The sequence below is a fragment of the Oscillospiraceae bacterium CM genome (assembly GCA_022870705.1).
Lineage (GTDB): Bacteria > Bacillota > Clostridia > Oscillospirales > Oscillospiraceae > Sporobacter.
Genome location: CP072107.1, coordinates 109,675 through 127,792 on the forward strand (window position 1 = coordinate 109,675; position 18,118 = coordinate 127,792).

Annotated in this window: 17 protein-coding genes and 1 riboswitch; of the genes, 11 read left to right on the forward strand and 6 right to left on the reverse strand. The window is 52.2% G+C overall.

The annotated features are described in order from the left end of the window. Window positions 1–6: 6 nt before the first annotated feature. From IZU99_00535 to ribD, 4 genes are read right to left on the reverse strand one after another with little or no spacing between them, the layout of a single operon-like run. The gene (locus tag IZU99_00535; GenBank protein ID UOO37787.1) at window positions 7–474 is read right to left on the reverse strand and encodes a 6,7-dimethyl-8-ribityllumazine synthase; all 468 of its coding nucleotides are present in this window, start codon (window positions 472–474) and stop codon (window positions 7–9) included. A gap of 14 nt (window positions 475–488) precedes the next feature. After that, complete coding sequence (locus IZU99_00540; GenBank protein ID UOO37788.1) at window positions 489–1,685, reverse strand: bifunctional 3,4-dihydroxy-2-butanone-4-phosphate synthase/GTP cyclohydrolase II; 1,197 nt, start codon at window positions 1,683–1,685, stop codon at window positions 489–491. A 15-nt stretch (window positions 1,686–1,700) separates the two neighbouring features. After that, complete coding sequence (locus tag IZU99_00545) at window positions 1,701–2,351, reverse strand: riboflavin synthase (protein UOO37789.1); 651 nt, start codon at window positions 2,349–2,351, stop codon at window positions 1,701–1,703. Window positions 2,352–2,360: 9 nt separating this feature from the next. Continuing rightward, window positions 2,361–3,446 carry a bifunctional diaminohydroxyphosphoribosylaminopyrimidine deaminase/5-amino-6-(5-phosphoribosylamino)uracil reductase RibD gene (gene ribD, locus IZU99_00550; GenBank protein ID UOO37790.1) on the reverse strand — a complete coding sequence of 362 codons (1,086 nt, stop codon included), beginning with the start codon at window positions 3,444–3,446 and terminating at the stop codon, window positions 2,361–2,363. Window positions 3,447–3,581: 135 nt separating this feature from the next. Next, a riboswitch (FMN riboswitch) is annotated at window positions 3,582–3,697 on the reverse strand. A gap of 190 nt (window positions 3,698–3,887) precedes the next feature. Between ribD and IZU99_00555 the strand changes: the two genes are divergently transcribed. Both IZU99_00555 and IZU99_00560 read left to right on the forward strand, forming a co-directional pair. Then, window positions 3,888–4,961 carry an HD-GYP domain-containing protein gene (locus tag IZU99_00555; protein UOO37791.1) on the forward strand — a complete coding sequence of 358 codons (1,074 nt, stop codon included), beginning with the start codon at window positions 3,888–3,890 and terminating at the stop codon, window positions 4,959–4,961. A gap of 110 nt (window positions 4,962–5,071) precedes the next feature. Then, window positions 5,072–6,085: an LCP family protein gene (locus tag IZU99_00560; GenBank protein ID UOO37792.1), complete on the forward strand. Its 1,014-nt coding sequence runs from the start codon at window positions 5,072–5,074 to the stop codon at window positions 6,083–6,085. 82 nt (window positions 6,086–6,167) lie between these two features. On the opposite strand, the gene IZU99_00565 is transcribed toward IZU99_00560, so the two are convergent. Next, the gene (locus IZU99_00565; protein ID UOO37793.1) at window positions 6,168–6,908 is read right to left on the reverse strand and encodes a CpsD/CapB family tyrosine-protein kinase; all 741 of its coding nucleotides are present in this window, start codon (window positions 6,906–6,908) and stop codon (window positions 6,168–6,170) included. Window positions 6,909–6,922: 14 nt separating this feature from the next. Further along, window positions 6,923–7,609: a hypothetical protein gene (locus tag IZU99_00570; GenBank protein UOO37794.1), complete on the reverse strand. Its 687-nt coding sequence runs from the start codon at window positions 7,607–7,609 to the stop codon at window positions 6,923–6,925. 321 nt (window positions 7,610–7,930) lie between these two features. On the opposite strand from IZU99_00570, the gene IZU99_00575 reads away from it, so the two are divergent. The 9 genes from IZU99_00575 (at window position 7,931) to IZU99_00615 (ending at window position 18,105) form a co-directional block, all read left to right on the forward strand. Continuing rightward, window positions 7,931–8,710, forward strand: a complete 780-nt coding sequence (locus tag IZU99_00575; GenBank protein ID UOO37795.1) for an exopolysaccharide biosynthesis polyprenyl glycosylphosphotransferase — start codon at window positions 7,931–7,933, stop codon at window positions 8,708–8,710. An 84-nt stretch (window positions 8,711–8,794) separates the two neighbouring features. Beyond that, window positions 8,795–9,922, forward strand: coding sequence for a UDP-galactopyranose mutase (glf, locus tag IZU99_00580; protein ID UOO37796.1), 1,128 nt, complete (start codon window positions 8,795–8,797; stop codon window positions 9,920–9,922). Continuing rightward, a complete protein-coding gene (locus tag IZU99_00585) occupies window positions 9,897–11,033 on the forward strand; it encodes a glycosyltransferase (protein ID UOO37797.1) in 1,137 nt (378 codons plus the stop codon). The genes glf and IZU99_00585 overlap by 26 nt, the downstream gene beginning before the upstream one ends. Next, complete coding sequence (locus tag IZU99_00590) at window positions 10,999–11,988, forward strand: glycosyltransferase family 2 protein (GenBank protein ID UOO37798.1); 990 nt, start codon at window positions 10,999–11,001, stop codon at window positions 11,986–11,988. The genes IZU99_00585 and IZU99_00590 overlap by 35 nt, the downstream gene beginning before the upstream one ends. Before the next feature lie 22 nt (window positions 11,989–12,010). Next, window positions 12,011–13,126: an EpsG family protein gene (locus tag IZU99_00595; GenBank protein UOO37799.1), complete on the forward strand. Its 1,116-nt coding sequence runs from the start codon at window positions 12,011–12,013 to the stop codon at window positions 13,124–13,126. A 21-nt stretch (window positions 13,127–13,147) separates the two neighbouring features. After that, window positions 13,148–14,368 carry a hypothetical protein gene (locus IZU99_00600; protein UOO37800.1) on the forward strand — a complete coding sequence of 407 codons (1,221 nt, stop codon included), beginning with the start codon at window positions 13,148–13,150 and terminating at the stop codon, window positions 14,366–14,368. A gap of 11 nt (window positions 14,369–14,379) precedes the next feature. Further along, window positions 14,380–15,486: a polysaccharide pyruvyl transferase family protein gene (locus IZU99_00605; GenBank protein ID UOO37801.1), complete on the forward strand. Its 1,107-nt coding sequence runs from the start codon at window positions 14,380–14,382 to the stop codon at window positions 15,484–15,486. Beyond that, window positions 15,476–16,675 (forward strand): radical SAM protein, encoded by a 1,200-nt coding sequence (locus IZU99_00610; protein ID UOO37802.1) that lies wholly within the window; start codon window positions 15,476–15,478, stop codon window positions 16,673–16,675. Before IZU99_00605 ends, IZU99_00610 begins: the two co-directional genes overlap by 11 nt. Next, a complete protein-coding gene (locus tag IZU99_00615; protein UOO37803.1) occupies window positions 16,672–18,105 on the forward strand; it encodes a lipopolysaccharide biosynthesis protein in 1,434 nt (477 codons plus the stop codon). The genes IZU99_00610 and IZU99_00615 overlap by 4 nt, the downstream gene beginning before the upstream one ends. Window positions 18,106–18,118 lie beyond the last annotated feature (13 nt).

Sequence of the window (18,118 nt, forward strand, 5' to 3'; positions counted from 1 at the left end):
TGTGCGTTATTGCGCCATGCCTCGCAGCAGATTGACCATTTCAACGGCGCCGAGCGCCGCGTCATAGCCTTTGTTGCCAGCCTTCGTCCCGGCGCGCTCGATGGCCTGCTCAATCGTCTCGGCCGTCACGACGCCGAAGAGAACGGGGACACCGGTTTGAAGCGCCGTCTGGGCGATGCCCTTTGTGATTTCACTGCAAATGAGGTCGTAATGGGATGTTGCCCCGCGGATGACGGCCCCAAGGCAGATGACGGCGTCATATTTGCCGCTCTGAGCCATTTTTGAGGCGATAAGCGGTATTTCAAATGCGCCCGGCACCCACGCCACATCGATATCGCCATCGTCCACATTGTGCCGATATAACCCGTCAAGCGCGCCGGAGAGGAGCTTTGAAACAATAAATTCATTAAAACGCGCTGCGATAATACCGACCCTTATATGCTCGGATACGAGATTGCCCTGATAGATTTTCATGATGGTGCTCCTTTTCAGTTTAAAATATGTCCCATTTTTTCTTTTTTTGTTTTGAGGTAAAACGCGTCGTGCGCTGTTGCGTCTATCTGGATCGGTAGGCGCTCAATGATTTCCAACCCGAAATCGGAAAGTCCATAGACCTTTTGCGGGTTGTTTGTCAGGAGGCGGAGCGTTTTCGCCCCAAGGTCACGGAGAATCTGCGCGCCGATATAGTATTCGCGCGCATCGTCTTCAAACCCGAGGGCGCGGTTTGCCTGTACCGTATCAAGACCTGTATCCTGCAGCTCGTAGGCTTTCAGTTTGCCGACAAGGCCGATGCCGCGCCCCTCCTGCCGCAGATACAGTAAAATACCGCGCCCGGCCTTATCAATACGGCGCATTGCGGCGGCAAACTGCTCGCCGCAGTCGCAGCGGACGGAGCCGAACGCGTCACCCGTCAGGCATTCGGAGTGGACGCGGCATAAGACATCCCGCCCGTCTCCAATTTCCCCCCTGACGAGCGCCACATGGTGCTCACCGTTGAGCTTGTTGACGTAACCGTATGCTGTGAAGTCGCCGTATTTCGTCGGCATTTTTGTGACGGCGACGCATGAGACAAGCTTGTCGTGCTTTTTGCGATAGTCCTGCAGGGCTTTAATGGTGATGAACTTGAGACCAAATTTTTCTGCCAGCAAAACGAGCTCTGGTGTTCGCATCATGGTGCCGTCTTCACGCATGATTTCACAGCACAGGCCGCATTCCGAAAGCCCCGACAGACGCATGAGGTCCACTGTCGCCTCGGTATGACCGGGGCGCTCCAGTACGCCGTTTGGCTTGGACAGCAGCGGAAACATATGGCCCGGTCTTCTGAAATCCTCCGGTTTGGCAGTCGCCTCAACGCACTTAAGCGCCGTTATGGACCGTTCTGCCGCGGAAATGCCCGTCGTTGTGGAAATATGGTCGATAGAGACGGTAAACGCCGTCTCGTGATTGTCGGTATTGTGTGAAACCATTTGCGGAATCCGCAGCCGCGAAACGAGGGCTTCGCCCATCGGCATGCAGATGAGCCCCTTGCCGATTGTTGCCATAAAGTTGACGTTTTCCGGTGTGGCGTATTGAGCCGCACAGATGAAGTCCCCCTCGTTTTCACGGTCCTCATCGTCCGTAACGAGGATAATTTTGCCTTGTTTCAGGTCTTCCAGGGCTTCCTCAATCGTATGAAATTGAAACATCTTAATCACCTCTTTTTAAAAACCTGTCCGCATGAGAAAGTCACGCGTTACGCTGCCACCCGCCGCTTGGGGCGCCTGCCCGGCTGTCACAAAACGTTCGACATATTTACCAATCATATCGTTTTCGAGATTCACCGTCTCGCCTATGTGTCTATCCAGCAGCGTTGTTGCCTGCCCCGTGTGCGGAATAAGCGATACCGAGAAATCACGCGCTGTGACACGCGCCACAGTCAGACTGATGCCGTCAATGGCAATGGAGCCTTTTTCAACGATGTATCGAAGAATGGCGGGCGGGGCCGAAACGATGACCCAGACGGCGCTGCCGTCCCGCCGCGTTGCAATGATCCGCCCCGTCCCGTCGATGTGACCGGACACCATGTGGCCGCCGAAGCGACCGGAGGCGCTCATGGCGCGTTCTAAATTGACGCGGCGCCCAGGGACGAGCGCGCCAAGATTTGTGCGGTCCAGTGTCTCGTGCATGACATCAGCCGTGAAAACGCTGCCGCCGAAATCCGAAACCGTCAAACAGACGCCGTTGACGGCGACACTGTCACCAAGTTTTAAATCGCCGAATACGGCCGCCGCCCGGATCGAGAGCCTTGACGCGCGAGCATCCTTGGCAACAGCTGTGACGGTGCCGATTTCCTCAATTATACCTGTAAACATCTGTTTGCCTCATTTCAATCTATAATCAAAAAGAATATCGCGGCCCAGCGCCGTGATGCGCCCGTTTTCAAGCAGGGCGGCGTCGTCGGGGCTTTCAACGCCGATGCCGCCGACAGGCGTCTTTGCTGCCTCGCCGCCAAAAATCGTCGGCGCGATGAAGGCGCAAACCCTATTAACAATACCGCACTCGAGCGCCGCGGCATTGAGAGAAGGCCCGCCCTCAAGGAGAATGCTGTCAAGACCAAGTGCCCCCAGCTTTTGCATAAGCTCCCGCAGGTTGAGACGGCCGTTTTGGCCGGAAACCGCGATAAGACCGATGCCCTTTTTGATGAGCTGATCGGCTTTTTCCGACGGCGGGGCAGACGTTGTGATATATGTTTGAATTGCCGCCGCGGAGCTGACGATTTTGGAATCAATCGGGATGGACAGGGATGAATCACAGATGATGCGCACCGGATTTTTATGGCCCGGCAGGCGGCAGGACAGCATCGGATCGTCGGCAAAAACGGTTCCAACACCCGTCATGATGCCCATATAGCGATGGCGCATGCGGTGGACGTATTCCCGGGCCTCCTCGCCTGTAATCCAGCGCGATTTTCCGGTGCGTGTTGACGATTTACCGTCCAGCGTCATGGCGTATTTCAAAACGACGTATGGCGTATGGGTGGTGATAAAATGAAAAAACACGTCGTTTATCGTGCGGCACGCCTGCTCCAGGATACCGAAGACGACGCGGATGCCGTGACAGCGGAGTGCTTCGAGCCCCTTGCCGGAGACAAGCGGATTTGGGTCCAGAACACCGACGACAACCTCGGATATGCCGCTTTCAAGGATAGCGTCCGTGCAGGGCGGCGTTTTCCCGTGGTGGCAGCAGGGCTCCAGCGTCACATAAAGCGTCGCCCCGCGAGGATTTTCTGTGCAATTTGCGAGGGCGTTAATTTCGGCATGCCGGCCGCCGAACCGCTCGTGATACCCTTTGCCGATCACCGCGCCGTTTTTAACAATGATGGCACCGACCATCGGATTTGGGCTGACCCAGCCGCAGCCCTTTTCGGCTTCGGAAAGCGCCAGCCCCATATATGTTTCATGTGTCATGTTTTCACGTCCATCTCAAAAAAGGCCGGGAATGTTCTTCCCGGCGTTTATGATGCGCATTTTCTGCCGATTCGAATAAAAAGCTCTGGAATAATTCATTCCAGAGCCAATAAACAAACGGCATTAACATGCACAAACATTCTTCTTTCATCCAGACTATACTGTCGGCTTCGGAGTTACACCGAATCTGCGCCATAGCGCTCGTGGGCTTTACCACCGGTAGGGAATCACACCCTGCCCTGAAGATACGATATTAATTTTTTTTAGAATAGCACGGGACGCAAAAAAATGCAATAAAAAGTTATGAATGGCGCTTCGCTACCGTGATGCATAGGTTTTGAGATTTTTAAAAGACTGACAATTTTGGACTAATTCAACAGGTTTTTCTGTCGATAAAAACTAATACAGCGGCAAGTGCGGTTTGAACGAGGGGGATAGCGCATGAGATTTGTACCGGCGAGCTGCCTTCGCGACGGCATGCAGGTTGCAAAACCATTATATGGCAAGAACAACGAAAAGCTTCTGGCGGTTGGCGTTGTTCTAAACAGCAAGTACATCGACAGCATTCAAAGGCTGAAGTACCCCGGTATTTACATCGAGGACGATATATCGAGAGATATCGATATTATGAGCGTCATCAGCGACGAATTACGGGTTGAAACGATGAAGGGCGTCAAAAGAATCTTTCTTGATGCCAAGAGCGGAGCCAGCCGGAAAGAAAAAGTTGAAGAAATCCGGCTGATGGTGGAAAGCATTGTTGAGGAGCTGCTAATAAATAAGCACCTGATGATCAACATGATTGATTTAAAGTGCTTTGACAATTATACGTATTCCCATTCCGTCAACGTCGCCGTTTTATCACTCGTTATGGGCATTGCGATGGAGCTTGACCGTGAAACGTTATGGAAGCTGGGCTTGAGCGCCGTGCTCCATGATATCGGAAAAGTTTTTATTGACAAAAGTATTATTAACAAGCCGGATGTTTTAACACCAGCGGAATTTGAGGAGATCAAAAAACACTCGCTGCTCGGCTATGAGTATGCCCGTAAAAAATTTCGTCTGCCAACGTCAAGTTATACGGGCATCCGAGACCACCACGAAAAATATAACGGGACGGGATACCCCGCCGCAAAAAGCGGAAAAAGCATCTCTCTATTCGGCAGAATTATCACACTAGCCGACATTTACGACGCCTTGTCGTCGGAGCGGCCTTATCGCAAAGCGCTCTGCCCGTCTGAGGCGATGGAATTTATTATGGGGAACATTGAAACGGTTTTTGACCCAAAAATTGCAGAGATCTTTATCCGCAAGGTCGCGCCGTATCCCGTTGGTACGCTCGTTCGCCTCTCCAGCGGCGACACGGCAATCGTCGTGGAAAATTTCGAGGCATGCTGCCTGCGCCCGAAGGTACGCGTCATCAATTCCGGCGGCAAAGACGTTTCCCCATATGACCTCAATCTCTTCAACGACTACAGTCTGCTGAATATCGTCATCGAAGGCCCGGTAAAGGAATAGGAAGCAGATAAATGTAAAATATTGACATTTATTATGCCCCCTGATATAATTTGGTCACGATAAAACACGGCGTGAATCGATGGCCAAAGATATCGTTGGGGGCAAAGTGTATGGGGGAGAATGACAAAAAGAAAAAAAGCCGCCCGAAACGGCTGCTGCTTGTTGCTGGGCTGATGGCGGCAATCATCGTAATAACCGGCTGCATTCTCATCAATATGGAATTGTCAAAGATCAAAAAGGCCGGAAGTGTAACAGCAATCCCGCGAGAAAATGAGACGTTTGATACAGACGATAATGCCGGTTTTGGGAACGAGGCGATGCTGCTCAACCCAAGCGACGTTGTCTGGCCGGAAGGCGTTGAGCCGATCGCTGATCAGGATATGATTAACATACTCCTCATCGGCCAAGACAAAAGGCCAAATCAGGAGCGCGGGCGCTCGGATTCTATGATTCTCGTCAGCTATGACAGAAAAAGCGGCGTGCTGACGCTGGTGTCACTGATGCGCGATATGTATGTGCAGATTCCAGGCTTCAGCGACAACAGACTCAACGCAACGTATCAGTTCGGCGGGATGGCGCTTCTTGACGAGACGATAAAAGAAAACTTTGGCATCACAGTCAACGGCAATATTGAAGTCGACTTCGAGCAGTTTACATCGATTATTGACGCACTGGGCGGCCTTGAGATCACGTTAAACAGCGCGGAGGCCACATATTTGAGCAGAAGCACAAAATCAACGCTCGTTTCGGGGGAAAACCATCTAAACGGGCAGCAGGCGCTGATGTATTCAAGAATCAGATACATCGGGAAAGCCGACTATGAGCGCACTGAGCGGCAGAGAACGATTCTGCTGCAGGCCTTTAATGTGACGTCGCGCCTGAATCTGACGGCGAAGCTCGATCTGCTCAACAAGGTATTGCCATTATTAACAACGGATATGACAAAAGAGGATATTTTGCGAGACGTGTATACCATTCTTCAAAATGGCGTCAAACGCACACAGACGCTGCGCATTCCCGCCGACGGGACGTTTAAACCGGCCGTTATCCGGAAGATGGACGTTCTTTTGCCGGACCTGACGGCAAATAGGGCGCTGTTGAAGCAGTATCTGACAAAACAATAATCCTTAAAAGCCCGGGCCGCTATGGCCCGGGCTTTTGTCTTGCATGAGCAGAAGTTAAAGGATCTCGGCGGCGTGAGCCGTTTTATCGGCGCGTATTCGTGGTGCCGGCATATTGATACTTGGTGCTGTATCTTTGATATGCCGGCGCGCTTTTCGGGCTGACGTCGTTTAAAATGAAGCCGGCGACGGTCGCTCCGACTTGCTCTAAGCTGGCGACGGCTTGCTTGATAATACGGATGTCGCTTTTGCCGTTTTTGACGATAAAAATATAGCCCGTCACTTTTTTGGCGAGAACCGTCGCGTCTGTTACAACGCAGACGGGCGGCGTGTCAATAAAAACGTAATCAAAGTGCTCGCGGGCAATTTCAATCAGTTTGTCCAGCCTGCTGCCGGATAAAAGTTCAGCTGGATTTGGCGGAATTTTTCCGGCGTTTAAATACTTCAGTAGCGGGAGGTCCGTCTGTTCAAAATTAATGTTTGATTCAAGACCGGCTAAAATTTCACTGACGCCGTTTTGCAGCGGGGCAGAAAAGAAATGATGAATGGTTGGGTTGCGCATATCTGCGTCAATCAGCAGTGTTTTTTTCCCCATCAAGGCAAAGGAAACAGCAAGATTGATACAGTTAATCGTCTTGCCGTCGTTGGGGAGCGGGCTAGTCACGGCGTATACGGGGCATTTTTCACCGGCGCCTGTGAACAGAATATTTGTCCGAATGGAACTGTATGCCTCTTTGATCCCAAAAGGGGAGTCATGCCGAAGCAACTTTCTGGCGTCGCTTTTATTAAAGCTGATATTCTTTTTTCCCCCATTAAAAAACCGCATGGCGAGAGCCTCCTTCAAGATTGAACAGCCGCGAGTGACGGCACGGTGCCGAGAACCGGTATAGCAAAAAGCTGCTGCAGGTCTTCCTCCCCGTGCACGCGGGTGTCAAACCAGACCGCGGCAATCCGAAAACCGAACGAAGCAACAAAACCCGCCAGAACGCCAAGAAGGGTGTTGAATAGAACATGCGGTGACGACGGTTTGTCCGGCTGCTTGGCATAGTCGATAACTTCGACACCGCCGGCCTTGACGACACGGATAATTTCCGCCGGCGCGACGGCTGCAATTGTATTGGCAATCATCTGCGCCTCACGGGCGTCGCTGCTCGTGATGCTGACGCGAAAGGCCTCTGTCGCATCAATGGCCCCGGCCGACATCATGGCTCGAATATCGTCCGGCGTCATGGAAAGATTCAGTGTGCTGATGACCTTTTCTAAAACCGTATCGCTCTTTAAGACGACAATATATGTATTGACGAGCTCTTGAGACGCTGTCAGCTCGGAAGAGGTAATGGCGTCAAGTGTTCTATCGGCGTTGCTGAAAACATACAGAGAAGTTGTAGCCACATATTTTGGCGTGACGAGGAAATGAAAAATGGAAAATGACACGCCTCCCCCGAGCAGCATCGCGAGCAGAATCCAGAATAGATTTTTACGGAAAATCAAAAAAATCTGTCGAAGATCAAGTTCCTTTTGGCGCACAATAAATACCTCATATTCAAAAATTTGGTAAATTATGAGTTGATTATAACATAATGATTCCATAAATCAACAAAAAAAATTCTGTTCCATCATAATTGGTGCTTTGATGCGTGGCGGCCTGTTTTTCAGACTGTGCCCGCCCATAACGAACCGGGTGTGGAATTCCCTTCAAACAAGGGGATTTCACGCTTTTTTTTGATGCAGCCGAATCTCATTTAACTTTCACGGTTATTTTTGTACAAAATTTCCCAAAATTTTTATTGATTTACAATTAATACCAATTTATAATGATTCCAATAAATGGCAATAACGGAGGCGAAGATGAAAGCAGGCAGTTTTTTTGAAAGCGGTGCGACCTATGTGACTGGGCTTGATGAGGCGCATTGGGGTTATCAAAAGCGCTACGATGATGTAGCCGGTGACGTGATGGTTCACGCACGCGGGGAGCGGCAGGCTGTTCTCTCACTATCGCCGCCGCTGAAAGGTCCGCCGGGAAAAGAGCGGTATGCCGCTGTCAAACGCGTGCTGGACGTTATTTTTTCTCTAATGATCCTGATCGTTGTTTCTCCCATCATGCTCCTGACGGCCATTGCCGTCCGGCTGGAATCTATGGGGCCGGCTTTATACGCGCAGACGCGCGTCGGGAAACACGGAAAACCGTTTACCATTTATAAGTTCAGAAGCATGGTCTGCGACGCGGAGGAACGGCAAAAGGAGCTGCTGCATCTTAACGAGCAAGACGGCCCCGTTTTTAAAATCACGCATGACCCGCGTGTCACACGCATCGGCAGGCTGATTCGCAAGCTGAGCATAGATGAGCTGCCACAGCTTTTTAACGTTTTGCGTGGCGACATGTCACTCGTAGGTCCAAGACCGCCGCTGATACGTGAGGTTTCGCAATATACGCCTTATCAGATGCAGCGCCTGTCTGTAACGCCGGGGCTGACGTGCTACTGGCAGATCAGCGGCAGGAGCCGCCTGAGTTTCGACGAATGGGTTCAGCTTGATCTAAAGTACATCGAGGAAGCAGGGTTTGTGACCGACTTTAAAATACTCATCCTGACGGTACCGGCCGTCTTATTCGGGCGGGGCGCGTGCTGAGCATACATATTCAGTATTGAACATACCAAAAGAAGACGCCTGTTTTGAGGCGGCTACAGATGATATCGGAACGTGGGGTAATAGATGAGACAATACGATTTTCTAATTGTTGGCGCGGGGCTTTTCGGCGCCGTCTGCGCGCGGGAATTGACGGACAACGGCAAGCGCTGCCTTGTCATAGAAAAGCGAAGCGAGACGGGCGGCAATGTCGCCTGCCGGACGCTGGAAGACATAACGGTGCATCAGTATGGCGCGCACATCTTCCATACAAAAATCGACACGGTTTGGGCGTACGTTAACAGGTTTGTGCGCTTTAACCATTTTATCAACTGCCCGATGGCAAATTACAAAGGCGACATGTATAACCTGCCGTTTAATATGAACACGTTTTATGGCCTTTGGCGTGTTAGGACACCGGAGCAAGCCAAAGAAATCATTGCGCACCAGCGCGCTGCCTTGGGCGGGAAAGCACCGGAAAATCTTGAGGAGCAGGCCATCAGCCTCGTTGGGACGGATATTTTTCGAAAGCTTATAAAAGGCTATACGGAAAAGCAGTGGGGGCGCGACTGTCGGGACTTGCCGGCCTTTATCATCCGGCGTCTGCCGGTGCGGTATACATACGACAACAATTATTTCAGCGACCCCTATCAGGGCGTCCCTATCGGCGGGTACAATGCGCTCATCGACAAGCTGCTCGAAGGTGTAGAGGTTATTGTCAACTGCGATTATCTTGCCGCCCGCGCCCGCTATAACGACCTTGCTGATACGGTCATCTATACAGGCCAGATTGATGCCTATTTTAACTATGCGCTGGGCGTGCTGGCCTGGCGAAGCCTGCGCTTTGAGACCGAGACGCTTGCTGCCGACAATTTTCAGGGAAGCGCTGTCGTTAATTATACCGACAGGGAAACACCGTATACACGCATCATCGAGCACAAACATTTTGAATTCGGCGCGCAGGAGAAAACCGTTGTCACGCGTGAGTATCCGATGCGGTGGGAAATCGGGCAGGAGCCGTATTATCCCGTCAATGACGATTGCAATGGAGCGCTTTATTCAAAATATAAAACGCTGGCCGAGCGGGAGACGCGTGTCATTTTCGGCGGCCGGCTCGGCACGTATCAGTATATGGATATGGATCAGGTTATTGATGCGGCGCTGAAAACGACAGAAAGGGTTTTGAAAGATGAAAAAAGTATTGCATATCGTTGAAGCGTTCGGCGGCGGTGTTTATAACTACGTCAGGGACTGCGCCAACTGGCAGGCGGAAAAGTATGAGGTCACCATCGCGTTTTGCATGATTGAAAAAACACCGAGCGGGTTTATGGGCCAATTTGATCAGCGCGTCCGTTTTGTTGAAATGACGGGCTGCGGTCGGTCGATGAATCCGCTGAAAAACCTCAAAGCGATTGATGCTATTCGGGAAATCGCCCATAAGCTGCAACCGGACGTGATTCACCTGCACTCGTCCTTCGCCGGATTCTGGGGAAGGCTGGCCGTTAACGGCGATGATATACCGCTTTTTTATTCGCCGCATGCCTATGGATTCGTGATGCAAAACGCAACGCGGTTTGAACGGAAACTTTACTTATGGCTTGAAAAAATCGCCGGGAAGCGGTCGTGCATTACCGTTTGTGACTGTATGAGCGAATATGACGAGAGTAAAACGGTCACGTCAAAAAGCGTCTGTATTAATAACGGCATTGATATCTGTGAGCTGGAGGAGACCGTTCAAAAGCTCCGTGTGACGCCGTCTGGTGTTGTGCCGACGGTGTTTATGATGGGCAGAATCTGCGCGCAGAAAAATCCCGCGCAGTTTAACCGCTTGGCGCAGCGCTTCCCGGAAATCCCGTTTTTGTGGATCGGAGACGGCGAGGCAGCGGCGCTTCTGACAAGCCCCAATATCAAAGTGACCGGCTGGGTCAGCCGGGAGGAGGCAATCGCCTACGCGCTCGGCTGCGATATTTTCCTCTTTACGACGCTGTGGGAGTCGCTCTCGCTGGCGCTGTTGGAGTGCCTATATCTCAGGAAAATCTGCATCACCATGGACGCCGAGGGCAATAGGGACGTTATTAAAAACGGCGTTAACGGCTTTCTGTGTTATTCCGACGACGATATGGAAAAGGCGCTTTCGAAGGTTTTATCTGGCGGTGTTGACTGGGTACGCCTCGTTGAAAACGCGCATGACGATGTCGTTCGGGAGTATAACACTGAAATGAAAAATACAAGGCTGAGCGCACTGTATCAAAATCCGTGGGAGGCTGTGCAGCGGCAGAGGAGACTGGCCGATGATGTCGGAAAGATATCCTACTCATTTAAATGAGGCCATAGGGCCGCTCATAACCGTAATTATCCCCGTCTATAAGGTTGAAGCGTATCTCGCGACGTGCGTCGAAAGCGTCTTATGTCAGAGTTATCAAAATCTTGAAATCTGGCTCGTCGACGACGGGTCGCCGGACGCGTGCGGGGCGCTCTGTGACGATTTCGCGCAACGCGACAGGCGCGTCAAAGTGATTCACCAGCAAAACGGCGGCCTGTCGGCTGCGCGTAACGCGGCGCTCGATAAAATGACAGGGGAATATGTGACGTTTGTCGACAGTGACGACCTTGTCCGGCCGCAGTATGTGGAAATGTTGTATCGTCTCATCTGCCGGTATGGAACAAAGCTCGCCGTCTGCGGGATGACAACGTTTGATGAAATGGATGCTATACCGCCCGACAGGAAGAAGCCGGATGAAGCCGTCTTTCAGACAGAGACGGCGCTGGAACACATGCTGTATCAGAAATTCGACGTTTCCGCACCGTATAAGCTCTACTCAACGGCACTTTTTTCCGATATTCGCTATCCGATCGGCGAAGTCTACGAGGACTTGTCCACAACGTATAAGCTCCTGCTTATGTGCGACGCAGTTGCCTATACGAATGCAAGGCTTTATTTATACCGGCAGCGCCGGGGGAGCATACGGCACAGCGCGTTTGACAGGCGCGAGATGGTTGCGATCACGTCTCTTCAGACGATGCGGCGGGCTATTTTAGAAAAATACCCCGCCCTTACCCGTGCGATGGACTGCCGGAGCTTGAGCATGACTTTTCAGCTCTTTCTGAAAATCACCCCATCATCGTTTCCCGATCTGCATGACGCGCTCTGGCAGGAGATTAAACGTCTCCGCGCCAATGTTTTGTATGACCGCGCGGCGCGTAAAAAAGCGCGTGCCGCCGCACTGATATCCTACTTTGGCACGGGGCTGTGCCGGGCCGTTTTCAGCCTGCTCCGGTAAATACAGAAAAGGAATGGCGTCTATGGCAATTTATTTCGTCGTTGTCGGCCTCATTTTCGCACTCGCGTTTTTCAGCTTGTATATCAAAAGTGAGGCCGGACCAGAAAGGCGCAAAAAACTGTTTCTGGCAGGAGCGTTTCTATTGCTGGGCCTTTTGATGGCGCTGCGGGCGTCATCTGTCGGAACGGACACGGAGACGTACAGCCGAATCTTTTATAAGATCGGGGCGACGAGCCGTTTTTGGGATATTGTCCCGTCAGCCCCGGTCTATAATTTGTATAACAAAATTGTCTTTTTTATCTGGCCAGACGACCGGGCAATCATCGTTCTCAACGCACTGATAATCAGCGTCTCGGTTGCCGTTTTTATCTACAATTTTTCCGACGATGTCTTTGTCTCGACGCTTTGCTACGTCACGATGTACTGCTTTTTCTTCAGCATGAACGGGACACGGCAATATGTCGCCCTGTCGCTGCTCTTGCTGGCAGCCTGCGTGCTCAGACGAAAAAAGTTTGTGATGGGGCTACTCCTTGCAAGCCTGGCCGTCGGCGTGCACAACACGGCGCTCATCTTCGTCCCATTTCTGCTGGCAACGCCCAATAATGTCAGCAAAAAAACGCTGCGCATTTTCGTTGCCGCCTCGGTGATTCTGGTGCTTTTTTTCTCTGTCATATTTGACGAGGCGCTCAGCTTGTTTTGCCGCCTTTTCCCTCGGTATCTCGTCTATGTCAACAACGCCATCGGTCGGTCGGTCTTTGACGCCGGACAGGGGCGGAATATCCTGCTCACGCTGTTCTATGCCGTCGTTGTCGCCGTCGGACTTCTGATAGAATCGCGCCCGGACGGTACATTCGGGCTGAGCGCTGCCGACCGGCAAAAACTGCGTTATCTGCTGCTGCCGTGTCTAATTTCCGTCGCCGTGGGCCTTGCGGCCGCGCAATACGTCAATATTTTAAGGCTGCGGGAATATTTCACGATTTATTTCATTTGTCTGATTCCAAGTATTATTCGGTGTTTTCAAAACGATAAAGTAATCCTCAATATTACAGCCCAGCTGACGCTAATGATCCCCTGCGTCGTCCAGCTTGTTGAAAAAAAGAGCGGCGTTGTGCCGTACTTATTCTTTTGGCAGAAATAAAGTATTTCGGAGAGAGAAACCATGACCTTGTTGAAAAAAAGCCTGATTCAATTAAGCGCCAGACTCAACGCCGCACATCCGGTGCAGCGCCGCCAGGCAAAGCAGTTTCGATCAATCGCGGAAAACGGCACAAAGAGGGCAGTGCCTGAAGATGTCACCGTCCGTCAAGCGGCGCACGGCAGCCGATACGGTCGGCGCGGAAAAGTGATGTACCTCAGTGTCAGTGACGCGCATTTTTTAATCGGCGGGCTGCCGTTTTGCGGGCAGAGCCGCACGATTTACGGCAGGCTGCCGGAAAGCCTTTTGCGCCGGGGGCTCAGGCCAGACCTTGAAAAAATGGGGCGCTGCCCGGCCGGTGGATACTTACGTTTTACAACGGATTCAAAGAACATTGAAATTCGCATGACGCTCCTGAACATTATGGAATTTCCGCATATGCCGCCAACTGGCGCAACAGGGGCGGATGTCTATGTCGGCAACGGGGAGGGGTTTTTCTGGTATGGCTGTTTTACGCCGGAAAAGCTGTTACCGGCGGCAATTCGGATTGACATGGCGTTCCAGACGCGTGAAAAAAGAGATATTTATGTTTATTTCCCGCTGTTCGCTGAAATTGGACATATCGTGGCGGGGCTTGACAGTGACGCTATTCTGTTTGCGCCCGGCCGCGAAAAGCTTCAAAAGCCCATCGCCGTCTACGGCTCGTCGATCACACAGGGCTGCGCGTGCAGCCGGGCTGGGCTGGCGTACACGGCGCTTTTGTCACGTATGCTTGAAACGGATGTCTATAATTTCGGATTTTCCGGCGCGGCGCGCGGCGAGCCCTTTCTTGCCCGCCTGTTGGCCGGACTCGATATATCAGCCCTCGTGATGGAATATGACCACAATGCCAGTGTTGACGAACTCATGCGGACGCACGAGACGTTTTACCGCCTGATTCGCAAGCGCCAGCCCGGGCTGCCGATCGTTTTGTTGTCCAGATTGTCGGGCGGCGTGTCCGTCCCTCAACAGGAAGCTTCAGAAAGAAGCGCCATCATCAGAAAAACGTTTGAATCGGCAGTGGCACGAGGGGACCGGAATATCTATTTTATTGACGGCGGCTCGGCGCTGCCGGAGGTAACGCGGAGCGACTTTTTCGTCGACGGCAAGCATCCGAATGACAGGGGGATGGCGGCCATCGCGTCGCTCTTATTTGAAACATTGGCACGGATTGAGGACAAAGTCCCTCCGGCGCGCGTGCAGTAAAGGAGAAAACAATGGTCAAGCGCATTCGCGCAGTGATGAAAAAAATGTTACCGCCTTCTTTTTTAAAGCGCCTGAAGCTCCGCCTGGCCGGGCTTAACCCACATGCCTATACCGAGCGTATCAGAGCCGACGGGGCAGTACGGCGGTTTTTCATTTTCGGAACGCCGATTCACGACAATTTGGGCGATCATTTAATTGCGGCGGCGGAACAGCAGTATCTGCGCAGCCTTGCGCCCGATATTCCCGTCTATGACATTCCGACAGAGCTTTTTGCGGCGTATCCGAACGAGGTGTCGCCATGCGTCCGTCCGCAGGACATTGTTTTTATCAGCGGCGGCGGCTGGATGGGGAACTTGTGGCCGGATGACGAACTTTTTATGCAGGCCGTCTTGCGCCGGTTTGCCCGCCGGAAGATCATCATTTTCCCGCAGACGGTCTACTACAACGAGGCGCTGTCAGCGTATATGCCGATTCTCCGCGCCGCACGGGAGACGTATCGGCGCTGCGACGATTTGACGCTCTGCGTGCGGGACAGGCGCTCGTATGAGTTTGCCACAAACGCGCTCGGATTTCAGGAAAGGCATTGCCTGCTCATGCCGGATATCGCCCTGCTGTACCGGCGGGAGGGGCCTATTGTCGATCGACAAAACACGGTTCTTTTATGTTTGCGGCAGGACCGGGAAAAAATCCGGGGCGATCTGCAAGCGCTTTCTCTGACTGCCAAAGCGTGTGGCTGCTCAGCGCACGGGACCGACACCGTGATACAGACGATTGTGCCGCTGCACCGGCGACAGCGGATGATTGAGAAAAAGCTGACGGAATTTTCACGCGCCCGGCTTGTTGTGACGGATAGACTGCATGGGATGATTTTTGCGTTTCTGGCGAAGACGCCCTGCGTTGCGCTTGATAATAAAACGTCTAAGGTGCGCGGCGTTTTTGAATTGTGGCTTCGTGAAACCGGCCGCGTTTTATTCGTTCAAAAAAGCGCCGACGCCCCGGCGGCTGTCAAAAAGGCGCTTTCCGAAGAGAGCCGGAGCGATACCGACGCCGATTTTCTGCCTTTTTTTAATGCGCTCACCAGCCTGATACGAGAGGAGGTCGCGGTTGATGCCGGATAAACCGAAGCGTCTTATTTTAGGGCATATCCCAATCAACGTCTGCAATTTGCAGTGTCCGTATTGTTATTTTACGCAGCGCGACATCTGGAACGACACACGATCGTCGCCGCTCGCCTACGCGCCGGATGATATCGCGCGGTGCCTATCCGCCGAGCGGCTCGGCGGTGTGAGCCTCATCAATCTGACGGGGCAGGGCGAAACACTCCTGCAACCGGGTATTGAAGACCTCGCCCGCGCGCTGCTTCGGGAGGGTCATTACGTCGAAATTGTAACAAACGGCACGGTGACGAAGGTTATCAATCAGCTGCTGGCCATGGATGCGGTGCTGCTGGCGCGGCTGGAATTTAAGATTTCTTTTCATTATAACGAGCTCAAGCGCCTTCGAATTCTCGAGCAGTTCTGGCGCAACGTCAAAGCCATCAAAGCCTCTCCCTGCTCGTTTTCGTTGGAGCTGATGCCCTGTGACGAACAGGAAGCACATCTCGATGAGATCATGGCGCTCTGCCGGTCAAACGCGGGGGCCGTCTGCCACGCGACGGTGGGCAGAAATGACGGCTATAAAGGGCGGTATCTCCTCACAGCGCAGAGCAGGGAGCAGTATGTCGCCGCCTGGTCTAAGCTTGGCTCGGCGATGTTCGACTTTAAAATGGCGCTTTCAGATGTCAAAAGGAAGGAATTCTGTTATGCCGGTAGCTGGACGCTGTGGGTCAACATGTCGACGGGGGATGCCTGCCAATGTTACGGCCAGCCTGTTAATCAGAACATTTTCAAAGACCCGGCAAAGCCGATTAAATTTATTCCGGTTGGTTATTACTGCACCGAGCCTTACTGCGTCAACGGCCATGCGCTGCTAACAATGGGGGCTATTCCGGAAATCGCTGCGCCGACGTATGCCGATATCCGAAACAAGGCTTGTGACGATGGCGGCGAATGGTTTTCAGAGACTTGCCGCAGCTTTTTTCAGCAAAGGCTCATGATGTCAAACAAGCAGCTGACGCGGGGTGGCAAGACTTTAAATACCATGACCCGTCCGTTTTTGCTTGTCTGGTGGCTCCTACGGCGCCCTGAAAAGGCATTGAACAAGCTGCGGCGGTATCTTAGGCTGGACGGCAAAAGCCGCTATGAAAAAAAGAAAACACCGGCGTGCTCGAAACTTACAAAAACAGTACAGAAATGTGATGGCCATTGAAAAGAGAAAACAGATACATCAAACTGTTGTCCGACACCGTTGTCTTCGCCGTCGGTAATCTGCTCGTCAAAATTGTTCAGTTGCTGCTATTGCCGCTGTATACCGTGACGCTGACAACGGCGGCATACGGCACGGCGGAGCTTATCAACAACCTGACGGAAATGCTGCTCCCGGTCGTGACAATCTGCATTTATGAGGCGACGTTTCGGTTTGCCGTGGAGCGCGACGTTGAGCATAGAAAGCTCTTAACGGACAGCCTGCGCGTTTTATTCTCAGGTATTCTTGTCTTTACGGCGCTGACAGGTGTCTTGCAGGCCTTTATCCATAGCCCGTATACATGGCTATCCTACTTGATCATTGTGACATACGCGGTCAGAATGGTTCTGGCTGGATTTGTCCGTGGGATTGGCCACGTCAGGCGGTTCGCGGCCGGCGGCGTTGTAAACGTCGCGGCGCTTTTTGGGGCAAATATTATCTTGCTCATCTATTGCCGGATGGGGGCAGCGGGGTACCTATTATCGCTGACGATATCAAATATCGTCTCAACGCTGTTTATCATCATATCGTCCGGGCTGCATCGGTATATCGTGTTTGAAAAATGGGATCCGAAGCTGGTGAAAACGATCCTCACTTTTAGCTTTCCAATGGTTTTTAACGTGATGTCCTGGTGGCTGACCAATATGTCCGGCCGGTATATCATTTTGTGGTCCTGCGGTGTTGCGACGGCCGGATTATACGCCGCGGCCAGCAAACTGCCTGCCGTCATTAACCTTGCCGCCGGGACGTTTCAGCAGGCGTGGCAGGCGTCAAGCGCGCGGGAGCACAAAAGCGCGGACGGCAAGCTGTTTTTTTCAAATATCTTCAAAGTTTATTCGGCGCTTGTTCTCTTGTTCGGCGCCGCCGTTATTTTGGCAACGCCCATCCTGGCGCGGCTCATGCTCAAAGGCGATTTTTATGCGGCTATGACGTATCTGCCGCTTTTGATGGTGACGGCGATGCTTAACTGCTACTCCACGTATTTCGGCACATTGTATAATGCATTTAAAAACAATAAGATGGTTATGGTGTCGACAATAGCGGGAGCCGCCGCCAATATTGCGGCGGGGGCACTGCTTGTTCATGTCGTCGGTGTCTGGGGGCCGCTGACGTCCGGCGTTTTTTGCTATCTCATTGTTGTGATCATACGGATGGCCGATACGATGAGGCTTGTTTCTGTGGAGAAAGAATTAAAACTGAATCTGCCGTGTTTCACCCTCATCGTTGCCGAGAGCATTTTCATGAGTATTGGTGGTCGTGCGATGACCGCCCTGTCTGCAGGGATAGCAGGCGTTGTTTTCATCTGGCACATTTACTATTATAGAAAGCCGCTTCGGGCGGCGTGTACACGGCTTGAAGCAAAAATTAACGGCCTGCCGCACCGCAGCGCCTGACGCCAGTGTCACA